The 16,688-nt window shown below is 64.2% G+C and carries 15 protein-coding genes; 13 read left to right on the top strand and 2 right to left on the bottom strand.

Translation table 11 applies throughout. The features are described 5' to 3' along the window. Positions 1-132 precede the first annotated feature (132 nt). A complete protein-coding gene (locus tag FJ936_RS02480) occupies positions 133-924 on the bottom strand; it encodes a cyclase family protein (RefSeq protein WP_140660600.1) in 792 nt (263 codons plus the stop codon). Between the two features lie 118 nt (positions 925-1,042). Between FJ936_RS02480 and FJ936_RS02475 the strand changes: the two genes are divergently transcribed. From FJ936_RS02475 to FJ936_RS02410, 13 genes are all read left to right on the top strand, one after another. Then, positions 1,043-2,617 carry an NAD(P)/FAD-dependent oxidoreductase gene (locus FJ936_RS02475; protein ID WP_140787040.1) on the top strand — a complete coding sequence of 525 codons (1,575 nt, stop codon included), beginning with the start codon at positions 1,043-1,045 and terminating at the stop codon, positions 2,615-2,617. Between the two features lie 112 nt (positions 2,618-2,729). After that, the gene (locus FJ936_RS02470) at positions 2,730-4,259 is read left to right on the top strand and encodes an ABC transporter substrate-binding protein (RefSeq protein WP_141906081.1); all 1,530 of its coding nucleotides are present in this window, start codon (positions 2,730-2,732) and stop codon (positions 4,257-4,259) included. A gap of 88 nt (positions 4,260-4,347) precedes the next feature. Further along, entirely contained in the window at positions 4,348-5,355 is a 1,008-nt protein-coding gene (locus FJ936_RS02465; protein WP_140787034.1) for an ABC transporter permease, read from the top strand. Beyond that, complete coding sequence (locus FJ936_RS02460) at positions 5,348-6,196, top strand: ABC transporter permease (protein WP_141906080.1); 849 nt, start codon at positions 5,348-5,350, stop codon at positions 6,194-6,196. The genes FJ936_RS02465 and FJ936_RS02460 overlap by 8 nt, the downstream gene beginning before the upstream one ends. Beyond that, positions 6,193-7,071 (top strand): ABC transporter ATP-binding protein, encoded by an 879-nt coding sequence (locus FJ936_RS02455; protein WP_140787030.1) that lies wholly within the window; start codon positions 6,193-6,195, stop codon positions 7,069-7,071. The genes FJ936_RS02460 and FJ936_RS02455 overlap by 4 nt, the downstream gene beginning before the upstream one ends. Further along, complete coding sequence (locus FJ936_RS02450) at positions 7,064-7,897, top strand: ATP-binding cassette domain-containing protein (RefSeq protein ID WP_140787026.1); 834 nt, start codon at positions 7,064-7,066, stop codon at positions 7,895-7,897. The genes FJ936_RS02455 and FJ936_RS02450 overlap by 8 nt, the downstream gene beginning before the upstream one ends. Positions 7,898-7,977: 80 nt before the next feature. Beyond that, positions 7,978-8,577: a VOC family protein gene (locus FJ936_RS02445; RefSeq protein WP_140660593.1), complete on the top strand. Its 600-nt coding sequence runs from the start codon at positions 7,978-7,980 to the stop codon at positions 8,575-8,577. Between the two features lie 142 nt (positions 8,578-8,719). Next, the gene (locus FJ936_RS02440; RefSeq protein WP_140787024.1) at positions 8,720-11,014 is read left to right on the top strand and encodes a bifunctional salicylyl-CoA 5-hydroxylase/oxidoreductase; all 2,295 of its coding nucleotides are present in this window, start codon (positions 8,720-8,722) and stop codon (positions 11,012-11,014) included. A gap of 370 nt (positions 11,015-11,384) precedes the next feature. After that, on the top strand, positions 11,385-12,143 hold the full coding sequence (locus tag FJ936_RS02435; protein WP_140714137.1) for an SDR family NAD(P)-dependent oxidoreductase: 759 nt from the start codon (positions 11,385-11,387) through the stop codon (positions 12,141-12,143). After that, positions 12,137-12,607 (top strand): MarR family transcriptional regulator, encoded by a 471-nt coding sequence (locus FJ936_RS02430; protein ID WP_015314089.1) that lies wholly within the window; start codon positions 12,137-12,139, stop codon positions 12,605-12,607. Before FJ936_RS02435 ends, FJ936_RS02430 begins: the two co-directional genes overlap by 7 nt. Continuing rightward, a complete protein-coding gene (locus FJ936_RS02425) occupies positions 12,604-13,416 on the top strand; it encodes an enoyl-CoA hydratase family protein (RefSeq protein WP_140723091.1) in 813 nt (270 codons plus the stop codon). The genes FJ936_RS02430 and FJ936_RS02425 overlap by 4 nt, the downstream gene beginning before the upstream one ends. 207 nt (positions 13,417-13,623) lie before the next feature. Then, positions 13,624-14,772, top strand: coding sequence for an acyl-CoA dehydrogenase family protein (locus FJ936_RS02415; protein ID WP_140787020.1), 1,149 nt, complete (start codon positions 13,624-13,626; stop codon positions 14,770-14,772). Between the two features lie 76 nt (positions 14,773-14,848). Continuing rightward, positions 14,849-15,244, top strand: coding sequence for a RidA family protein (locus tag FJ936_RS02410; RefSeq protein ID WP_135916832.1), 396 nt, complete (start codon positions 14,849-14,851; stop codon positions 15,242-15,244). 242 nt (positions 15,245-15,486) lie between these two features. Here the strand turns inward: FJ936_RS02410 and FJ936_RS02405 are convergent, their stop codons facing one another. Continuing rightward, positions 15,487-16,578: an LLM class flavin-dependent oxidoreductase gene (locus FJ936_RS02405; RefSeq protein ID WP_141906079.1), complete on the bottom strand. Its 1,092-nt coding sequence runs from the start codon at positions 16,576-16,578 to the stop codon at positions 15,487-15,489. Between the last annotated feature and the right edge of the window lie 110 nt (positions 16,579-16,688).

Raw genomic sequence — 16,688 nt, 5'->3', positions numbered from 1 at the left:
TTGGTGGATGATGTTCAATTGCGCGCGGTAGCGTTCCTTGGCGTAGAGCGGCAACCTCACGAGGTCGCCGCGCCCACTTCGTCATCGCGGTACCATTTGCAGCCATGATCTTCTCCCGAAGACCGCCTCGCTCTATTTCCCCGGCACCAGCGCCAGCGCGCGGATCGGGCTGCCGGTGCCGTGCTCGATCTTGAGCGGCGCCGCGATCAGGATGGCGCCTTTCGGCGGCAGCTGGTCGAGATTGCAGAGGCTGGCGAGGCCATAGCGGTTGGCCTTGTGCATCAGCGTGTGCGCCGGGAATGGCGGCTCCATGCCGCCGGCCTTGCCGGCATCGGTGCCGATCGTCTCCGAGCCCCAGCCCTTGATGTCCTTGCCGATCAGGAACTGGATGGCTTCCGCCGTCGGGCCGGGTGTGTGCGGGCCGGTCTCGTTGGCGTTGAGGAACTCGGCTTCCGAGCCGTTGCGCTTGTACCAGTCGGTGCGCATCACCACCCACTCGCCGGCATTGATCGCTCCATGCTTGGCCTCCCAGGCCTTGATGTGGTCGACGGTGAGCAGGAAATCGTGATCGGCGGCGGCCTCTTTCGAACAGTCGATGACATTCACCGGCCCGATGAAATTCTGCGCCGGAATGGTATCGGTGGCGCCGTCCGGATAATCCTTGCCGCTGATCCAATGCTGTGGCGCGTCGAAATGCGTGCCAGAATGCTCGCCGAGCTTCAGCCAGTTCCACGCCCACCATGGACCGTTCTTGTCATAGCGAGAGATCGAGTGGATCTCGACCTTCGGCGTGTCGACGGCAAGCTCCGGCGGCAGCTTGATCAGCGGTGTGTCGGGCCCGAGCGGCGCCGTCAGGTCGACCACCTTGATGGCGCCGGAAAGGAGCTGGCCGGCAACTTCGCCGAGGAGTTTCTGGGTATCCATGGTCTCTGTTCCCTCTTGTCTGACATGATCAAGGCTCGTCTCGGCCCTTAATATCCTACTAGACGAAAACATATGCATCTGCAATTATCTTTAAGCATAAAGGAAATGGGAACGGGGCGTGAGCGAGTTCGACGCCATCTTTGTCGGGGCGGGCCACAACACTCTGGCATGCGCCGCGCATCTGGCGCTCAAGGGCTGGAAAACCGGGGTTTTCGAGCGCAATACGACAATCGGTGGAGCCGTCCAGACCCGCGAATTCACGCTTCCGGGCTTCCGCCACGATTTCGGCGCGATGAATCTGAGCCTGTTCGCCGGCTCCGCCTTCCATCGGAAATATGCAAATGAATTGAAAGCGCAGGGGCTGGAATTCGCACCTGTCGCCGACTGTTTCGCCAGCGCCTTTCCGGATGGTCGCTGGTTCGGGGTTAGCAACGACCTGGAAAAGACCGCCGGCCGCATCGCGGCCTTTTCAGCCGCCGATGCCGCGACGTGGCGCAGGCTGGTCGCCGCCTTCCCGGCCGAGGCGGAGCATTTGTTCAAGCTGCTGGGCTCGCCGATGAGCGCCCGGGCGCTTGCAAGCACCGCCTGGAACCTGTGGCGCAAAAAAGGTGTTTCCGGCGCGCTCGACACCGGCCGGCTGCTGCTGTCGTCGCCGCGTGCCTGGCTGGAGGAAAATTTCGAGTCTCCGCACATCAGGGCGACGCTCGCCACCTGGGGCATGCATCTCGACTTCGCGCCCGACATCGCCGGCGGCGCGGTGTTCCCCTATCTGGAATCGGTGACCAACCAGAGTTTTGGCATGGTGCTGGGCAAGGGTGGCGCCGACACCATCATCCGGGCGCTGGCCGGCATGGTGACATCGGCCGGCGGCAGGATCGTCACCGGCGCCGATGTCGCCGAGATAACCGTCTCCGGCGGCAAGGCGACCGGTGTGCGGCTTGCTTCCGGCGAGACGCATACCGCTACCAAGGCGGTGATTGCCGGCGTCGCGCCTAAGGCGCTGGCCGGCAAGTTGCTGCCGGTCGGTTCGGGCGACGCCGGCTTCGACATGGCGATGCAAAAATTCCGCCATGCGCCGGGCACGATGATGATCCACCTGGCCCTAGACGACCTGCCGGACTGGCGCGCCGGGGCAGAGCTTCGACAGTTCGCCTATGTGCATCTGGCGCCATCGCTCGAGCAGATGTCGCGCACCTATCAGCAGGCGATGGCGGGCATGTTGCCGGACGAACCGGTGCTGGTCGTCGGCCAGCCGACGGCGGTCGATCCTTCCCGGGCACCTGAAGGCAAACATGTTCTGTGGGTGCAGGTGCGCATGCTGCCCGCCGAAATCGTGGGCGACGCCTCGGGCAAGATCGCAGCAGCGCATTGGGACCAGGTCAAGGAGGCCTATGCCGACCGCGTGCTCGACATCATCGAGACCTACGCACCTAGGCTGCGTGCGAAGATCCTCGGCCGCGCCGTGTTTTCGCCGATCGACCTCGAGCGCGAGAACCCGAACCTCGTCGGCGGCGACCAGGTCTGCGGCAGCCATCATCTGGCGCAGAACTTCTTGTTCCGTCCGGCGCGCGGCTATGCCGGCTGGGACACGCCGATCAGCAATCTGCATCTCACCGGCGCCGCGACATGGCCCGGTGCCGGCACGGGTGCCGCCTCGGGCTTCATGCTCGCGCAACAGCTTGGCGGGAGGTAGGCCAGACGATTTCATGAAGGCGACGAGAGGCAAGCGCTGCTGCCGACGAAGCCCGAACCAATGACCGGACGAAGCCGCGCAAAAGACAAATAAACCAACAAGGGGAACGACCATGACAGTCAACAGACGCGAATTACTGGGATACAGTGCCGCGGCACTTGGTGTGGCCGCTGTCGGCCTGCCCAAGATGGCCAATGCCGCCGCCGGCGAGTTGACCATCGCCTATAATGTCAACCTGCCGTCCTGGGACCCGACCACCGGACCGTCGGCCGTCAACCCGACCATCCAGGGCCTCTACCAGTCGGTGTTCGACCAGTTCATCCCGCAGAAGCCGGACCTGTCCTTCGCGCCGGGCCTGCTCACCGAATGGGGCTGGAACGAGGACCGCACCAAGATCATGATGACGGTGCGCGAGGGTGTAACCTGGCATGACGGCTCGCCGTTCACGCCCGAGGACGTGGTCTGGTCGTTGCAGCGGGCGGGCGATGAAAAGACCGGCAACCCGATCCAGTTCGTGTGGAAGAACGTCAACAATTTCAAGATCGACGGCAACAAGATCACGGGCGATGTCGTGCAGTTCGACCCGGTCTATTTCAAATGGATGTCGTTCCTCACCGGCTACATCATGCCGAAGGCCTATTACGAGAAGGTCGGTGCCGAAGGTTTCGAGAAGGCTCCGATCGGAACCGGCCCCTACATGGTCGAGAAGTTCGAACGCAACGCCTTCCTGCGGCTCAAGGCCAATCCGAAATACTGGGGCGGCAAGCCGGCATTCGAGAACGTGACGATCAAATTCGTCACCGACGCGGCGAGCCGTGTCGCCGAGATCGAATCCGGTTCCTCGCAGGTGACGCTCGAAATCCCCTATGAAGAGTACGACCGGCTGATCGCCAAGGACGGGCTTGCCGGGTCGATCAAGAATGTTTCCGATATCGGCATGATCTTCTTCAACGACATCGAAGCGATGCTGGACAAGAACGTGCGCCAGGCAGCCGTCATGGCGGTCGACAAGGAGCTTCTGGTCAAGCGGCTGCTGCGCGGCTACGGCCAGCCGCTCGCCACGCTGGAAACGCCGGAATACGCGGCCTACGATGCCTCGATCAAGGTCGAGCACAATCCGGAAAAGGCCAAGGAGCTGCTGGCGGCTTCAGGCTATTCGCCGGAAAAGCCGGTCAAGTTCACCATCCAGACGACCAAGGGCTTCAAGCCCAAGGACTATGAGATGATCCAGGCGATCGTCGGCATGTGGCGCAAGGTCGGCATCGAGGCGACGATCGAGGTCTACGAGATCGCCAAGCACTACGAACTGCGCGCCGCCGACAAGCTCGCGCCGGCGGCCTTCTACAATTGGGGCAACGCCATTGGCGACCCGACCACGTCGACCGGCTTTGCCATGTATGGGCCGAGCCCGCATTCGGTCTGGGACAGCCAGGACCTGATCGACATGATCAACCCGCTGTGGGGAGAGAAGGACGAGACCAAGCGCATCGCCGGGTGGAAGGCGGTCGATAAATACATCGCCGAGCAGGCCTACGTGCTGCCGCTTATGCAGTATGCGCAACCGATCGTGCATGCGAAGGGCGTCAAGGTGGTGCAGCATATTTCCGGCGCGCTGCTGCCGGCCCTGATGACCCCGGCCTGATATCAGCCTGGGCTTACCGCGCGCCGTCCATAGCGACGGCGCGCATTTCTACACGCATATGAGCCTGCGGGCTCCTGCAAAGATTTACATGCTCCTGCAACGATTCCTGATCCGTCTGCTGACGATGCTGATCACGCTGTTCGGCGTGGCCGTCGTCGTATTCGTGGTCATCCGCGTCGCGCCCGGCGATCCGATCGCCATGATGCTGCCGCCCGGCGCCACCAATGACGACATCGCCCGTCTGCGTGCGCTCTATGGGCTCGACAAGACGATCGTGCAGCAGTTCTTCATCTGGCTGTCCGGTGTCGCCAGGGGCGATTTCGGCACCTCGATCTCGCTCAGGCAAGATGTGCTCGGGCTTGTCTTCAACCGGCTGCCGGCAACGCTGGAGCTTGCCATCGTCGCACTTGTCATGGCGGTGGCGATCGGGGGGACGACGGCCATCCTCGGCGCCCGCGAACGCGGCACGGCGGTCGAGGCAGGCATCGACATCGCCAGCGGTGCCGCGCTTTCCATCCCCGATTTTCTCTGGGGCCTGGTGCTGATCCTGCTGTTCGGCGTGCTGGTGCCGATCTTCGACATTTCCGGCCGCGTGTCGCCGCAGCTAGACCTGCCCTTCGTCACCCAGTTCTACTTCTTCGAGAGCCTGCTTCGGCTGCGCTTCGACCTCACCTGGGACCTGCTGAAACACATGCTGATGCCAGCCGTGGCGCTGGCGCTGCCGCTCGCGGCCATCATCGCGCAGCTCCTGAAGCAGTCGCTGAAGGAGGTGCTCGACCTCGACTATGTCGTGCTGGCGCGGGTCAAGGGGTTTTCGGAAACGCAGGTCATCTTGCGCGAGGCGCTGAAGAACGCCGCGCTGCCGACGCTGACGCTCATCGGCGTGCAGTTCACCTTCCTCATCGGCGGCACCGTCATCGTCGAGCGGCTGTTCTCCTATGAGGGCCTCGGCAACATGGCGATCGACGCCGTCATCAACCGCGACCTGCCGCTGATCCAGGGCATCGTGCTGGTCTTCGCGCTGCTGTTCGTGCTGATCAACCTCACCGTCGATATGATGTATGCCCTGCTCAACCCGAGGCTGCGCCATGGATGAGGGTCGCGCACGAAGGCGAGGTGTGTCGCCGCGCTTGTGGCTGGCCGGCGGCTGGCTGCTGCTGGCGCTTCTGGCAGCAATCTTCGCCCCGCTGGTCGCGCCGCAGGATCCGCTGGCGCAGGATTTGATGCTGGAACGTCTGCCGCCGTTCTGGATTGATGGTGCCGAGCCCGGCTATTGGCTCGGCACCGACAGTCTCGGCCGCGACCTGCTCTCGCGCCTGATCTTCGGCGGCCGCATTGCCTTCATCGTTGCTTTCGCGGCGGCCATCGCCGCCTGCGTGGTCGGCTCCACATTAGGGCTGATCGCGGGCTATTTCGGCGGCTGGGCGGACCGCATCATCTCGCGCATCGTCGATGTCTGGATGGCGTTTCCGCCGGTGCTGTTCGCTATCCTCCTGGTCGCCGTGCTGGGCACCGGCTTGAGCTCCGTCATCCTCGCCATCGCCATCATCGACTGGACGCGTTTCTGCCGGGTGATCCGCGCCGAGGCGATGGGCCAGTCGCGCATGGACTATGTCGAGAATGCCCGCATCGCCGGCTATGGCCGCGTCGGCATCATGCTGCGCGAAGTGCTGCCCAATGTGGTGCCGTCGATCGTGGCGCTGCTGTCGCTGGAGATGGGCATCGCCGTCATCGTCGAGGCGATCCTGTCCTTCGTCAATCTGTCGATCTCGACCGACGATCCGACCTGGGGCGGCATCATCGCCGAGGGCCGGCTGTCGATCCATCAGGCATGGTGGGTGCTGGTCTTCCCGCAGATCACGCTGATCCTCACCGTGCTCTCTTTCAGCCAGTTCGGCGAAGCGCTGAAGACGCGTTTCGATCCGGTGCTGCGATGAGCGCCTGTCTCGACATAGCCGATCTGAGCGCCGTGCTGGCCAACGGCCAGCGCGTGCTGCGCTCGGTATCGCTCTCGGTACAACCCGGTGAAGTGCGCGCGCTGGTCGGCGAAAGCGGCGCCGGCAAGACGATGATCGGCAAGGCGGTGCTTGGTGTGTTGCCGTCGAGCGTGCGCATCGTCGAAGGCTACATGAGACTCGAGGGCGAAGACCTCGGCAAACTCCCGCCAAAAGCGCGGCGCACGCTGATCGGCGCGCGCACGGCGCTGATCCCGCAGGATCCGCTGACCGCACTCAACCCCTCGCGCCGCATCGGCCCCCAGATGACCGACCGTCTGGTGCGCATTCTCGGCTGGAGCGGAGACAAGGCCGATCGGCGTATCCGGCAGTTGCTTGATGAGGTGCAGATCCGCGACCCCGACCGCGTGCTGAAGAGCTATCCGCACGAATTGTCCGGCGGCATGCGCCAACGCGTGCTGATTGCCGCCGCCTTCGCAGCCGAGCCACGGCTGATCGTCGCCGACGAGCCGACCACGGCCCTCGACGTCACCGTGCAGAAGCAGATCCTGCGGCTCATCGCTGCGTTGCAGCGCGAACATGGCACCGCGATCCTGTTCGTCACCCACGATCTCGGCGTCGTCGCCAAGATCAGCCAGAAAGTCTCGGTGCTCTATGCCGGCAAGGTGGTGGAAGAGGGAGAGACCGTGGCGCTTTTCGCGGCACCTCGGCATCCGTACACCCGAGCGCTGATGGCGGCGACGCCGCGCTATACCGATCCATATGCTTCGCTGAAGCCGGTGGACGAGGCGGTACTGGCCGGGCTCGCCGCAGAGATCGCTGCCGCCGACCAGGCCTGGAGGCGTCAGCATGGCTGAGCCGCTGTTCTCCGTGCGCGGGCTGAAGGTCGCCCTGCCCGACATGACGCGCAAGCCGCTGATCGGCCGCGCACCTTTGGCCGAGATTCTGAAAGGTCTGGATTTCGACCTGTCCGGCGGCTCTGTGACGGGCATCGTCGGCGAATCCGGTTCGGGAAAGTCGACGCTTGGCCGTGCGCTGGTGCGGCTGCTGGAGCCGAGCGCCGGCAGCATCCGTTTCGAAGGCCGCGACATCACCCATCTGCCGGAAGCGGAACTGCGGCCACTACGCCGCGACCTGCAGATGATCTTCCAGGATCCGATGTCGTCGCTCAACCCGCGCCGTACCATTGCCAGCATTATCGCCGCTCCGCTCAAGCAGAACGGGCTTGGCGACAATCTGAAATCCCGCGTCGCCGAGGCACTGCAACGCGTCGGCCTGCCGCAGAGCTTCGCCAGCCGTTACCGCCACGAATTGTCGGGCGGGCAGCGCCAGCGCGTCGGCATCGCGCGCGCGCTGGCACTGTCGCCGAAATTCGTGCTGGCCGACGAGATCGTCTCGGGCCTCGACGTGTCTACGCAGGCCCAGATCCTCACCTTGCTGGAGAAGCTTGCAGCGGAGATGGGCCTGACGGTCGCCTTCATCAGCCACGATCTGTCGGTCATCCGGCGGCTGTGCCGGCAGGTGATCGTCATGCGCGAAGGCAGCATCGTCGAAGCGAGCGCCACCGACGCCTTGTTCGACAATCCGCGGCAGAGCTACACGCGCGACCTGCTCGCCGCCATTCCGCTGCCGGAAATCGATCCGGACTGGCTGAACATCCCAACGGCAAGGGTCCCGACATGAAAACAACCGCACGCCGAAAAACGGGCTTCGGACGTGCGATCGAAGGCTAACCAAGTCCCGCCAAACGGAGGAGAACAAACATGAAGACAACAATACGATTTGCGGTGCTCGCCGCCACTGTTCTGGGCAGCGCCGGCATGGCCTCGGCGAGCTCGATCCCCGGCATGCGCGGGCACGACCATACCGGCATCACGGTTCCCGACATGAAGCAGGCGGTCGACTTCTTCACCGAGGTCGTCGGCTGCAAGAAGGCGATGTCGTTCGGCCCGTTCGCCGACGACAAGGGCACCTTCATGCAGGACCTGCTCGGCGTCGATCCGAAGGCTGTCATCGAGCAGGTCACCATGGTGCGTTGCGGCTATGGATCGAACATCGAGCTGTTCAAATATACCGCGCCCGACCAGAAGGATCTGACACCGAAAAACAGCGACATTGGCGGCTTCCACATCGCCTTCTATGTCGACGATGTCGCCGCGGCCAAAGCCTATCTCGATGGCAAGGGCGTGAAGACCAGGATGGGGCCGCTGCCGGTCAAGGAAGGACCCGCCGCCGGCCAGACCATCCTCTATTTCCAGGCGCCGTGGGGACTGCAACTCGAGGCGATCAGCTATCCCTCGGGCATGGCCTATGAGAAGGATGCCGAGACCGTGCTGTGGAGCCCGAAGAATCCGGAGAAATGATCTCTCGCGGCGCGCTTGCAGGATGTCCCGGCAAGCGCGCCACCCACGCTCGCATAATCATTTCGATATAAAACTTTAAGCTTGAAATATCCTACCTCCGGCGCGATACTGAGGCATAGTAAGCGAAGAGGAGATCGCACGGATGAAGGTTGCGGTTCTCGGCGGCGGACCAGCCGGCCTCTACTTTGCCATTTCGATGAAGCTGAGGGACGCCGCGCACGACGTGACGGTTTTCGAGCGCAATCGCGCCGACGACACGTTCGGCTGGGGCGTGGTCCTGTCGGCCGAGACGCTCGACAATCTTGCTGAGAATGATCCGGTCAGCGCCGTCTGGATCAAGAAGCATTTTGCCTATTGGGACGACATCGCCGTCATCCATGACGGCGTGCGCACGGTCTCGTCGGGGCACGGCTTCTGCGGCATCGGCCGCAAGCGGCTGCTGGTCCTCTTGCAGCGCCGCGCGCGCGAACTCGGTGTCAAGCTGATGTTCGAGACCGACATCGCCGATCCCCGCCCTTATATGGAGACGCATGACCTGGTCGTCGCCGCCGACGGACTGAACTCGAAGGCACGCAACACGTTCGTCGACATCTTCAAGCCAGACATCGACACCCGCAAATGCAAGTTCGTGTGGCTCGGCACCAACCAGAAATTCGACGACGCCTTCACCTTCATCTTCGAGAAGACCGAGCATGGCTGGGTGTGGGCGCACGCCTACCAGTTCGACAGCGAGACCGCGACCTTCATCGTCGAATGCAGCGAACAGACCTGGGCCGCCTTCGGCTTCGGCGCGATAACGCAGCAGGAGTCCATCGCGGTGTGCGAGCGCATCTTTGCCAAGCATCTTGGCGGCCACGCGCTGATGACCAACGCCAACCATATCCGTGGCTCGGCCTGGATCAACTTCCCGCGCGTGCTGTGCGAGCGCTGGTCCTACAAGAATCTGGCGCTGATGGGCGACGCGGCGGCCTCGGCGCATTTCTCGATCGGCTCCGGCACCAAACTGGCGCTGGAAAGCGCGGTCGCGCTGGCGGATTATGTCGAGACCGAACCGGACCTCGAGGCCGCCTTCCGTAAATATGAGGACGCCCGCCGCACCGAGGTGCTGAAGCTGCAGTCGGCGGCGCGCAATTCACTGGAATGGTTCGAGGAGGTCGAGCGCTATCTCGGCCTCGATCCGGTGCAGTTCAACTATTCGCTTTTGACCCGCTCGCAACGCATCAGCCACGAGAATCTGCGGCTGCGCGATGCCGAATGGCTGGGCGGCGCCGAAGAATGGTTCCAGCGCCAGGCGGGTGCCGGTGGCAACAGGCTGCGCAGGGCGCCGATGTTCGCGCCGTTCAAGCTGCGCGACATGCGGCTGCAAAACCGCGTCGTCGTCTCGCCGATGGCGCAGTACAAGGCCGTCGACGGCTGCCCGACCGACTGGCATTTCACCCATTATGCCGAGCGCGCCAAGGGCGGCGCCGGACTCGTCTATATCGAGATGACCTGCATCAGCCCGGAAGGACGCATCACGCCCGGCTGCCCCGGTTTCTACGCGCCCGAGCATGAGGCGGCGTGGAGGCGACTGGTCGACTTCGTCCATGCCGAAACCGAAGCCAAGATCTGCGCCCAGATCGGCCATTCCGGCGCCAAGGGTTCGACCCGTGTCGGTTGGGAAGGCACCGACGTGCCGCTGGCCTCCGGTAACTGGCCTGTCATGGCGGCATCGGCCGTCGCGTGGTCGCCTGACAATCAGGTGCCAAAGGCGATGGATCGCGCCGACATGGACAGAGTGCGCGACGAGTTCGTGGCTTCGGCGCAGATGGCCGATCGCTGCGGCTTCGACATGTTGGAGATCCACGCCGCCCATGGCTATCTCCTGTCGTCCTTCATCACGCCGGTCACCAACCGCCGCACGGACGCCTATGGCGGTTCGCTGGAAAACCGCATGCGCTATCCCCTCGAGGTTTTCCACGCGGTGCGCGCCGCCTGGCCGGCGCACAAGCCGATCTCGATGCGTATTTCTGCCAATGACTGGATCGGCATCGAAGGCGTGACACCCGCCGACGCGGTCGAGATCGCGCGGCTGTTGCATGAGGCCGGCGTCGACATTTGCGACGTCTCGGCAGGACAAACTTCGGTGCTGGCAAAGCCGGTCTATGGCCGCATGTTCCAGACGCCGTTTTCCGACCGCATCCGCAACGAAGTCGGCATGGCGACGATGGCGGTCGGCAACATCTACGAGCCGGACCATGTCAATTCGATCCTGATGGCCGGCCGCGCCGACCTTGTGGCACTGGCGAGGCCGCATCTCGCCGATCCGTACTGGACGCTGCATGCGGCGGTGTCGCTCGGCGACCGCGGCGTCAAATGGCCTGATCCCTATCTGCCCGGGCGCGACCAGATCTACCGGCTGGCCGAGCGCGATGCGGCGGCGGGGCTGAAAGTATGAGTATTTTTCGTTCGCCACGCTGCCCCTCATCCGCCTGCCGGCACCTTCCCGCAGCATGCAGGGGGGCGTCGCGCATGCATGGTCTTGCACTGCGCTGGTCGACCCCCACTCCGTCTCGGCTTCGCCGATCCACCTCTCCCCCGATCGACGGGGGAGAGGAACGGTGCGACCCCTCTGCCGCCGATGCTCGTCTCATGAGGCTCCCTTCCTTTCCCTCCGGAGGAGGGAAAGGTGGCGTTGCGAAGCAACGACGGATTGGGGGAACCACCTGGCAACCAAGCATCGGGCCAATCGCCAGTCCCAGAATGTCTGTGCATGTCATGGCTTCGATCTGGCGCAAGAGGCAGCGCCGACCTTCGAGGATTGCCACATGATCGCGGGCAAGCACGCACTGGTCACCGGCGGCGGCTCCGGCGTCGGCCGGGCAATCGCGCTGGCACTGGCCGGCGCCGGCGTTGACGTGACCATCTGCGGCCGGCGGGAAACGGAGCTCGCAAAGGTCGCGGGCCAAAGCGGCCGCATCTTCGGCATTACCGCCGATGTCACGAGCGAGACCGAAACGGCGGCGCTCTACGCGCAGGCTGAAGCCGCGCGCGGGCCGTTCGATATCGTCATTGCCAATGCCGGCATGGCCGGCAGCACGCCAGCGCACAAGATCCCGCTGGCCGACTGGCAGCGGACGCTCGACGTCAATCTGACCGGCGCCTTCCTGACGGTGAAACCGGCGCTGGCCGGCATGGCCGCGCGCAAGGCAGGCCGCATCGTGTTCATCGCCTCCACGGCAGGTCTGAAGGGCTACGCCTATGTCGCGCCCTACGTCGCGGCCAAGCATGGCGTCGTCGGCCTGATGCGGGCGCTGGCCGCCGAGACGGCGAAATCCGGTGTCACCGTCAACGCCGTGTGCCCAGGCTTCGTCGAGACCGACATGCTGGAGGAGTCCATCCAGCGCATCGTCGAAAAGACCGGCCGCTCGGCAGAACAGGCGCGGGCCAGTCTTGCCTCGACCAATCCGCAAGGCCGTTTCATCCAGCCCCGGGAAATTGCCGAAGCCGTGCTTTGGCTGTGTGGCAACGCGGCGCAATCGATCACCGGACAGGCGATTTCGATCTCGGGAGGTGAAACATGGTAGCCGGCCCCCTGCCCCTGCCATCGGGACCCGGCAAGGACCGGCTGCGCCTGTGGATCAGGCTGCTGCGCGCGTCGCGCACGATCGAGGCCGAACTGCGCGAGCGCCTGAAGAAGGAATTCGACACGACGTTGCCGCGTTTCGACGTCATGGCAGCACTTTACCGCGCGCCGGAGGGCATGCTGATGAGCGACCTGTCGCGCTTCCTGCTGGTGTCCAACGGCAATGTCACCGGTATTGTCGACCGGCTGGTTTCGGAAGGGCTGGTGGCGCGCGCGCGCCGCAATGGCGACCGCCGCACCTCGATGGTTCGGCTGACCGAGGAAGGTACGAAGTCCTTTGCCATCATCGCCGCCGCGCATGAGGGCTGGATCGGCGAATTGCTGGGCAAGGTCAGCGAGGAGGATGCGCGCCGGCTGACCGGCATGCTGACCTCGTTCCGCAGCAACTGGGAGGGACGCGAATGACCGCAATGGCCGGCCTCAAGCCGACGCATTTCCTGTGGGAGGTCGAGGGCAGGATCGCTAAGGTCCGGCTTGACCGGCCGGAGCGCAAGAACCCGCTGACCTTCGACAGCTATGCCGAGCTGCGCGACACGTTCCGCGATCTCGTCTATGCCGACGACGTCGACGCCGTGGTGTTCCTCTCCAATGGCGGCAATTTCTGCTCCGGCGGCGATGTTCACGACATCATCGGCCCACTGGTCAAGATGGACATGAAGCAGCTCTTGGCCTTCACCCGCATGACCGGCGATTTCGTCAAGGCGATGCTGAATTGCGGCAAGCCGATCATCGCCGCGGTGGACGGCGTGGCGGTCGGCGCCGGCGCCATCATCGCCATGAGTTCGGATATCCGCATCGCCACGCCGGAAGCCAAGACAGCGTTCCTGTTCACCCGCGTCGGTCTCGCCGGCTGTGACATGGGCGCCTGCGCGATCCTGCCGCGCATCATCGGCCAGGGCCGCGCCGCCGAACTGCTCTACACCGGCCGAACCATGACAGCGACGGAAGGCGAGCGCTGGGGGTTCTATAACAGGCTGGTAGCGGCAGACGTACTTGAGACCGACGCGCTCGACATGGCCGCCCGCATCGTCTCCGGCCCGACCTTCGCCCACGGCATCACCAAGACGCAGCTCAACCAGGAATGGTCGATGGGCCTCGATCAGGCGATCGAGGCGGAAGCACAGGCGCAGGCGATCTGCATGCAGACGCGCGATTTCGAACGGGCGTATCGGGCTTTCGTGGCCAAGGAAAAGCCGGTGTTCGAGGGGAATTGAGGATGGCTTGTTGCGTAGGCAACCCCCTCTGGCCTGCCGGCCATCTCCCCCGCAAGGGGGGAGATCAGATGTCACTCTGGCTTTCGCCAATTACCAGCTCTGAGGAAGGGGCGGCATCGGTGAAACCGCTAATCTCCCCCCTTGCGGGGGAGATGGCCGGCAGGCCAGAGGGGGGTGTGACGGAACGAGGCGTAACGGGAGATATCCATGCCTGACCGCTCCTTCCTCAACTGGCCCTTCTTCGAAGACCGCCATCGCGAACTCGCCGGGCACCTGGACGCCTGGTGCGCGAAAAACCTGCCGGTCGACCACCATGACGTCGACGCCGCCTGCCGCGAGCTGGTCGCGAAACTGGGCAGGGACGGCTGGCTGAAGCCGACGGCGCTCGATACGGACAACCCCGCACCACTCGACGTGCGCGCCCTGTGCATCACGCGCGAGACGCTGGCCCGCCACGATGGCCTCGCCGATTTCGCTTTCGCCATGCAAGGTCTCGGCACCGGCGCGCTCAGCCTATTCGGGACGCCGGAGCAGCAGCAATGGCTTGCGAAGACACGGGACGGCAAGGCGATCTCAGCCTTCGCCCTATCGGAACCGCGTTCGGGATCTGATGTCGCCAACATGGAGATGACGGCGACCCGTGACGGCCATAGCTACGTTCTCACGGGCGAAAAAACCTGGATTTCGAATGGCGGCATTGCCGATCTCTATGTCGTCTTCGCCCGCACCGGAGAGGCGCCGGGTGCCAAGGGGCTATCCGCTTTTCTCGTGCCTGGCGACGCCGAGGGGCTTGGCATTGCCGAGCGCCTTGAAGTGATCGCGCCGCATCCGCTGGCGCGGCTTTCGTTCGATCATGTCCGGTTGCCGGCCTCGGCGCTGATCGGCAAGCCGGGCGACGGTTTTCGCATCGCCATGTCGGTGCTCGACGTGTTCCGCTCGACCGTCGGCGCGGCGGCGCTCGGCTTTGCCCGACGCGCGCTCGATGAAAGCATCAAGCGGGTGGCCGAACGCAAATTGTTCGGCGCGCCGATGGCCGAGTTGCAGATGGTGCAGGGCCATGTCGCCGACATGGCGCTCGACGTCGATGCTGCGGCGCTTCTGGTCTATCGCGCCGCCTGGACCAAGGACATGGGCGCTGCGCGGGTGACGCGCGAGGCGGCGATGGCCAAGCTGTTCGCCACCGACAAGGCGCAGGAGGTGATCGACATAGCCGTGCAGTTGCATGGCGGCGATGGCGTCCGCAAGGGCCACATCGTCGAGAGCCTGTACCGCGAGATCCGCGCGCTGCGAATCTACGAGGGCGCATCGGACGTGCAGAAGGTTGTGATCGCGCGGCAAGTGATGGGCGCGGCCTGAACAGGTCGTGACCACGGACTGAAATGTTTTCGAGACGGATATTGCGGACCCGATATTGGACAGGCGGAGAGACGACATGCACGAGATCCTGCAGCCGGAAGGCTGGGCAAAACCGGTCGGCTACGCCAACGGCGTGGCGGCGCGCGGCAGGCTCGTCTTCGTCGGCGGACAGGTCGGCTGGAACGGGCAATGCCAGTTCGAGACGGACGATTTCGCCGGCCAGGTGCGGCAGACGCTTCAGAACATCGTCGCGGTGCTGGCCGAGGCCGGCGCGGAGCCACGGCACATCACCTCGATGACCTGGTATTTTACCGACAAGGCCGAATATCTCGGCAACCTCAAGGGGATCGGCGAGGCCTATCGCGAGGTGATCGGCCGGCATTTTCCAGCGATGGCCGCCATGCAGGTGGTGGCGCTGGTCGAGGACCGCGCCAAGGTGGAGATCCAGGCGACCGCCGTTATTCCGGAATAAACGCCCATCGCTTCGTCATCCTGGGGCGAAGCAAGGAGCGCAGCGACGCGGCGCAGACCCCAGGATCCATGCCGTGAAATCAAAGCGTTGCAGCGGTCCGGAATTCTGCTCCGCCGCACTCCGTGGCTAAGATCGCGGCATGGATCCCAGGGTCTCCGCGACGGAGCTTCACTCCTGCTCCGCCCAGGGATGACGACGTTGAAATCCTGGCTAGGCCACCGATCATCCCCTTGGCATCGCTGCTACCCGCGAAGGCCAGCCTGCCTCAGCAGCGGCAGCACGTGATCGCAGAAATAGGGCAGCTCCTGCGTGTAGTTGACGAAGGACAGGGCGATGCCTTGATAGCCGTGCTCCGCAATGGCGGCCATTTCGGCGACGATCGTCTGCGGCGTTCCAACCAGCGGATAGGTGCCGGCGCCGCCGGCGAAACGCTGCCGGTAGCGGTCATAGGCATGCGGGTCGTGCGACTGCGAGAATTCCTTCTTGCCGGCCATATGCGCATCGACCGCCTCGTGATCGGCCAGATCGACGGCATATCTATTGTAATAGGCCTGCGCCTCTTCCATGGTCGGACGGCAGACGACATGGGCCACGGTGTAGACGCCGACCTGCCGGCCAACCTTGTCGGCTCGCTCGCTGATGTCGGCGACATGCTTGCCGGCATCGGCCATCTCGGAAAAGGTCGTGAACAGGTAGTCGCAATGGGCCGCGGCGAAATCGCGGCCGGGGCCGCCGAAAGCGGCGTTCATGGTCACGGGGCGCGGAACCTGCAGGCTGGCCGGCCGGCTGACCGCCTCCTTGAGGTGATAATAGGTGCCTTCGTAGTCCAGCGGCTCCGCCGATGCATAGAGCTTCTCGAGGATCTCGATCCATTCGGCCGCCTGGTCGTAGCCCTTCTCGACCAGCGGCGTGCCGAACATGCCGAATTCCTTCGGGTTCCAGCCGCAGACGATGTTCAGGCCGGCCCGGCCTTTGCTGATGTGATCGACCGTCGCCAGCGCCTTGGCGGCATAGAGCGGATGCACCAGCGGCACGTGCACGGTCATGAACAGGCCGATCCGGTCGGTGGCCATGCTGAGTGCCGCCGCCCAGGTGAAGGTCTCGAAGGACCGCTCGCGCACCTTGTTGCGGCCGCCAAAGCCACGCCAGCGCGCGATCGGCAACATGAACTCCAGCCCGGCGCGATCGGCGATCCGGGCGGCCGTTAGATTGTCCTGCCAGCTCGCCGTCCAGCGTTCCGGCACATCCGATATGGCAAGGCCGCCATCGGCGTTGGTCGAGAAAACGCCAAGCTTCAGTTTGTTGGAGCCGTGCAGCGGATGTGCTTTGTTCATGTCGCGACCTCCCGGCGAAGATCGCACGCTACGGCTCCGCGAAAATATTTCAAGCATGAAATAGCTTCGCCCTGCGCCTGTTTGTCGATATGAGTTTGGCGGGATGAGAA

It is taken from the genome of Mesorhizobium sp. B2-4-13 (assembly GCF_006658535.1).
Taxonomy (GTDB): domain Bacteria; phylum Pseudomonadota; class Alphaproteobacteria; order Rhizobiales; family Rhizobiaceae; genus Mesorhizobium; species Mesorhizobium australicum.
The sequence above is the reverse complement of the archived record's forward strand: the minus strand, read 5'-3'. Positions and strand labels throughout refer to the sequence as shown.

Excerpts from the sequence above, each read along its gene's own strand:
- FJ936_RS02480 (WP_140660600.1), bottom strand. The coding sequence starts at position 924 with ATGGATACCCAGAAACTCCTCGGCGAAGTTGCCGGCCAGCTCCTTTCC.
- FJ936_RS02470 (WP_141906081.1), top strand. The coding sequence starts at position 2,730 with ATGACAGTCAACAGACGCGAATTACTGGGATACAGTGCCGCGGCACTT.
- FJ936_RS02465 (WP_140787034.1), top strand. The coding sequence starts at position 4,348 with ATGCTCCTGCAACGATTCCTGATCCGTCTGCTGACGATGCTGATCACG.
- FJ936_RS02460 (WP_141906080.1), top strand. The coding sequence starts at position 5,348 with ATGGATGAGGGTCGCGCACGAAGGCGAGGTGTGTCGCCGCGCTTGTGG.
- FJ936_RS02455 (WP_140787030.1), top strand. The coding sequence starts at position 6,193 with ATGAGCGCCTGTCTCGACATAGCCGATCTGAGCGCCGTGCTGGCCAAC.
- FJ936_RS02450 (WP_140787026.1), top strand. The coding sequence starts at position 7,064 with ATGGCTGAGCCGCTGTTCTCCGTGCGCGGGCTGAAGGTCGCCCTGCCC.
- FJ936_RS02445 (WP_140660593.1), top strand. The coding sequence starts at position 7,978 with ATGAAGACAACAATACGATTTGCGGTGCTCGCCGCCACTGTTCTGGGC.
- FJ936_RS02440 (WP_140787024.1), top strand. The coding sequence starts at position 8,720 with ATGAAGGTTGCGGTTCTCGGCGGCGGACCAGCCGGCCTCTACTTTGCC.
- FJ936_RS02435 (WP_140714137.1), top strand. The coding sequence starts at position 11,385 with ATGATCGCGGGCAAGCACGCACTGGTCACCGGCGGCGGCTCCGGCGTC.
- FJ936_RS02430 (WP_015314089.1), top strand. The coding sequence starts at position 12,137 with ATGGTAGCCGGCCCCCTGCCCCTGCCATCGGGACCCGGCAAGGACCGG.
- FJ936_RS02425 (WP_140723091.1), top strand. The coding sequence starts at position 12,604 with ATGACCGCAATGGCCGGCCTCAAGCCGACGCATTTCCTGTGGGAGGTC.
- FJ936_RS02415 (WP_140787020.1), top strand. The coding sequence starts at position 13,624 with ATGCCTGACCGCTCCTTCCTCAACTGGCCCTTCTTCGAAGACCGCCAT.
- FJ936_RS02410 (WP_135916832.1), top strand. The coding sequence starts at position 14,849 with ATGCACGAGATCCTGCAGCCGGAAGGCTGGGCAAAACCGGTCGGCTAC.
- FJ936_RS02405 (WP_141906079.1), bottom strand. The coding sequence starts at position 16,578 with ATGAACAAAGCACATCCGCTGCACGGCTCCAACAAACTGAAGCTTGGC.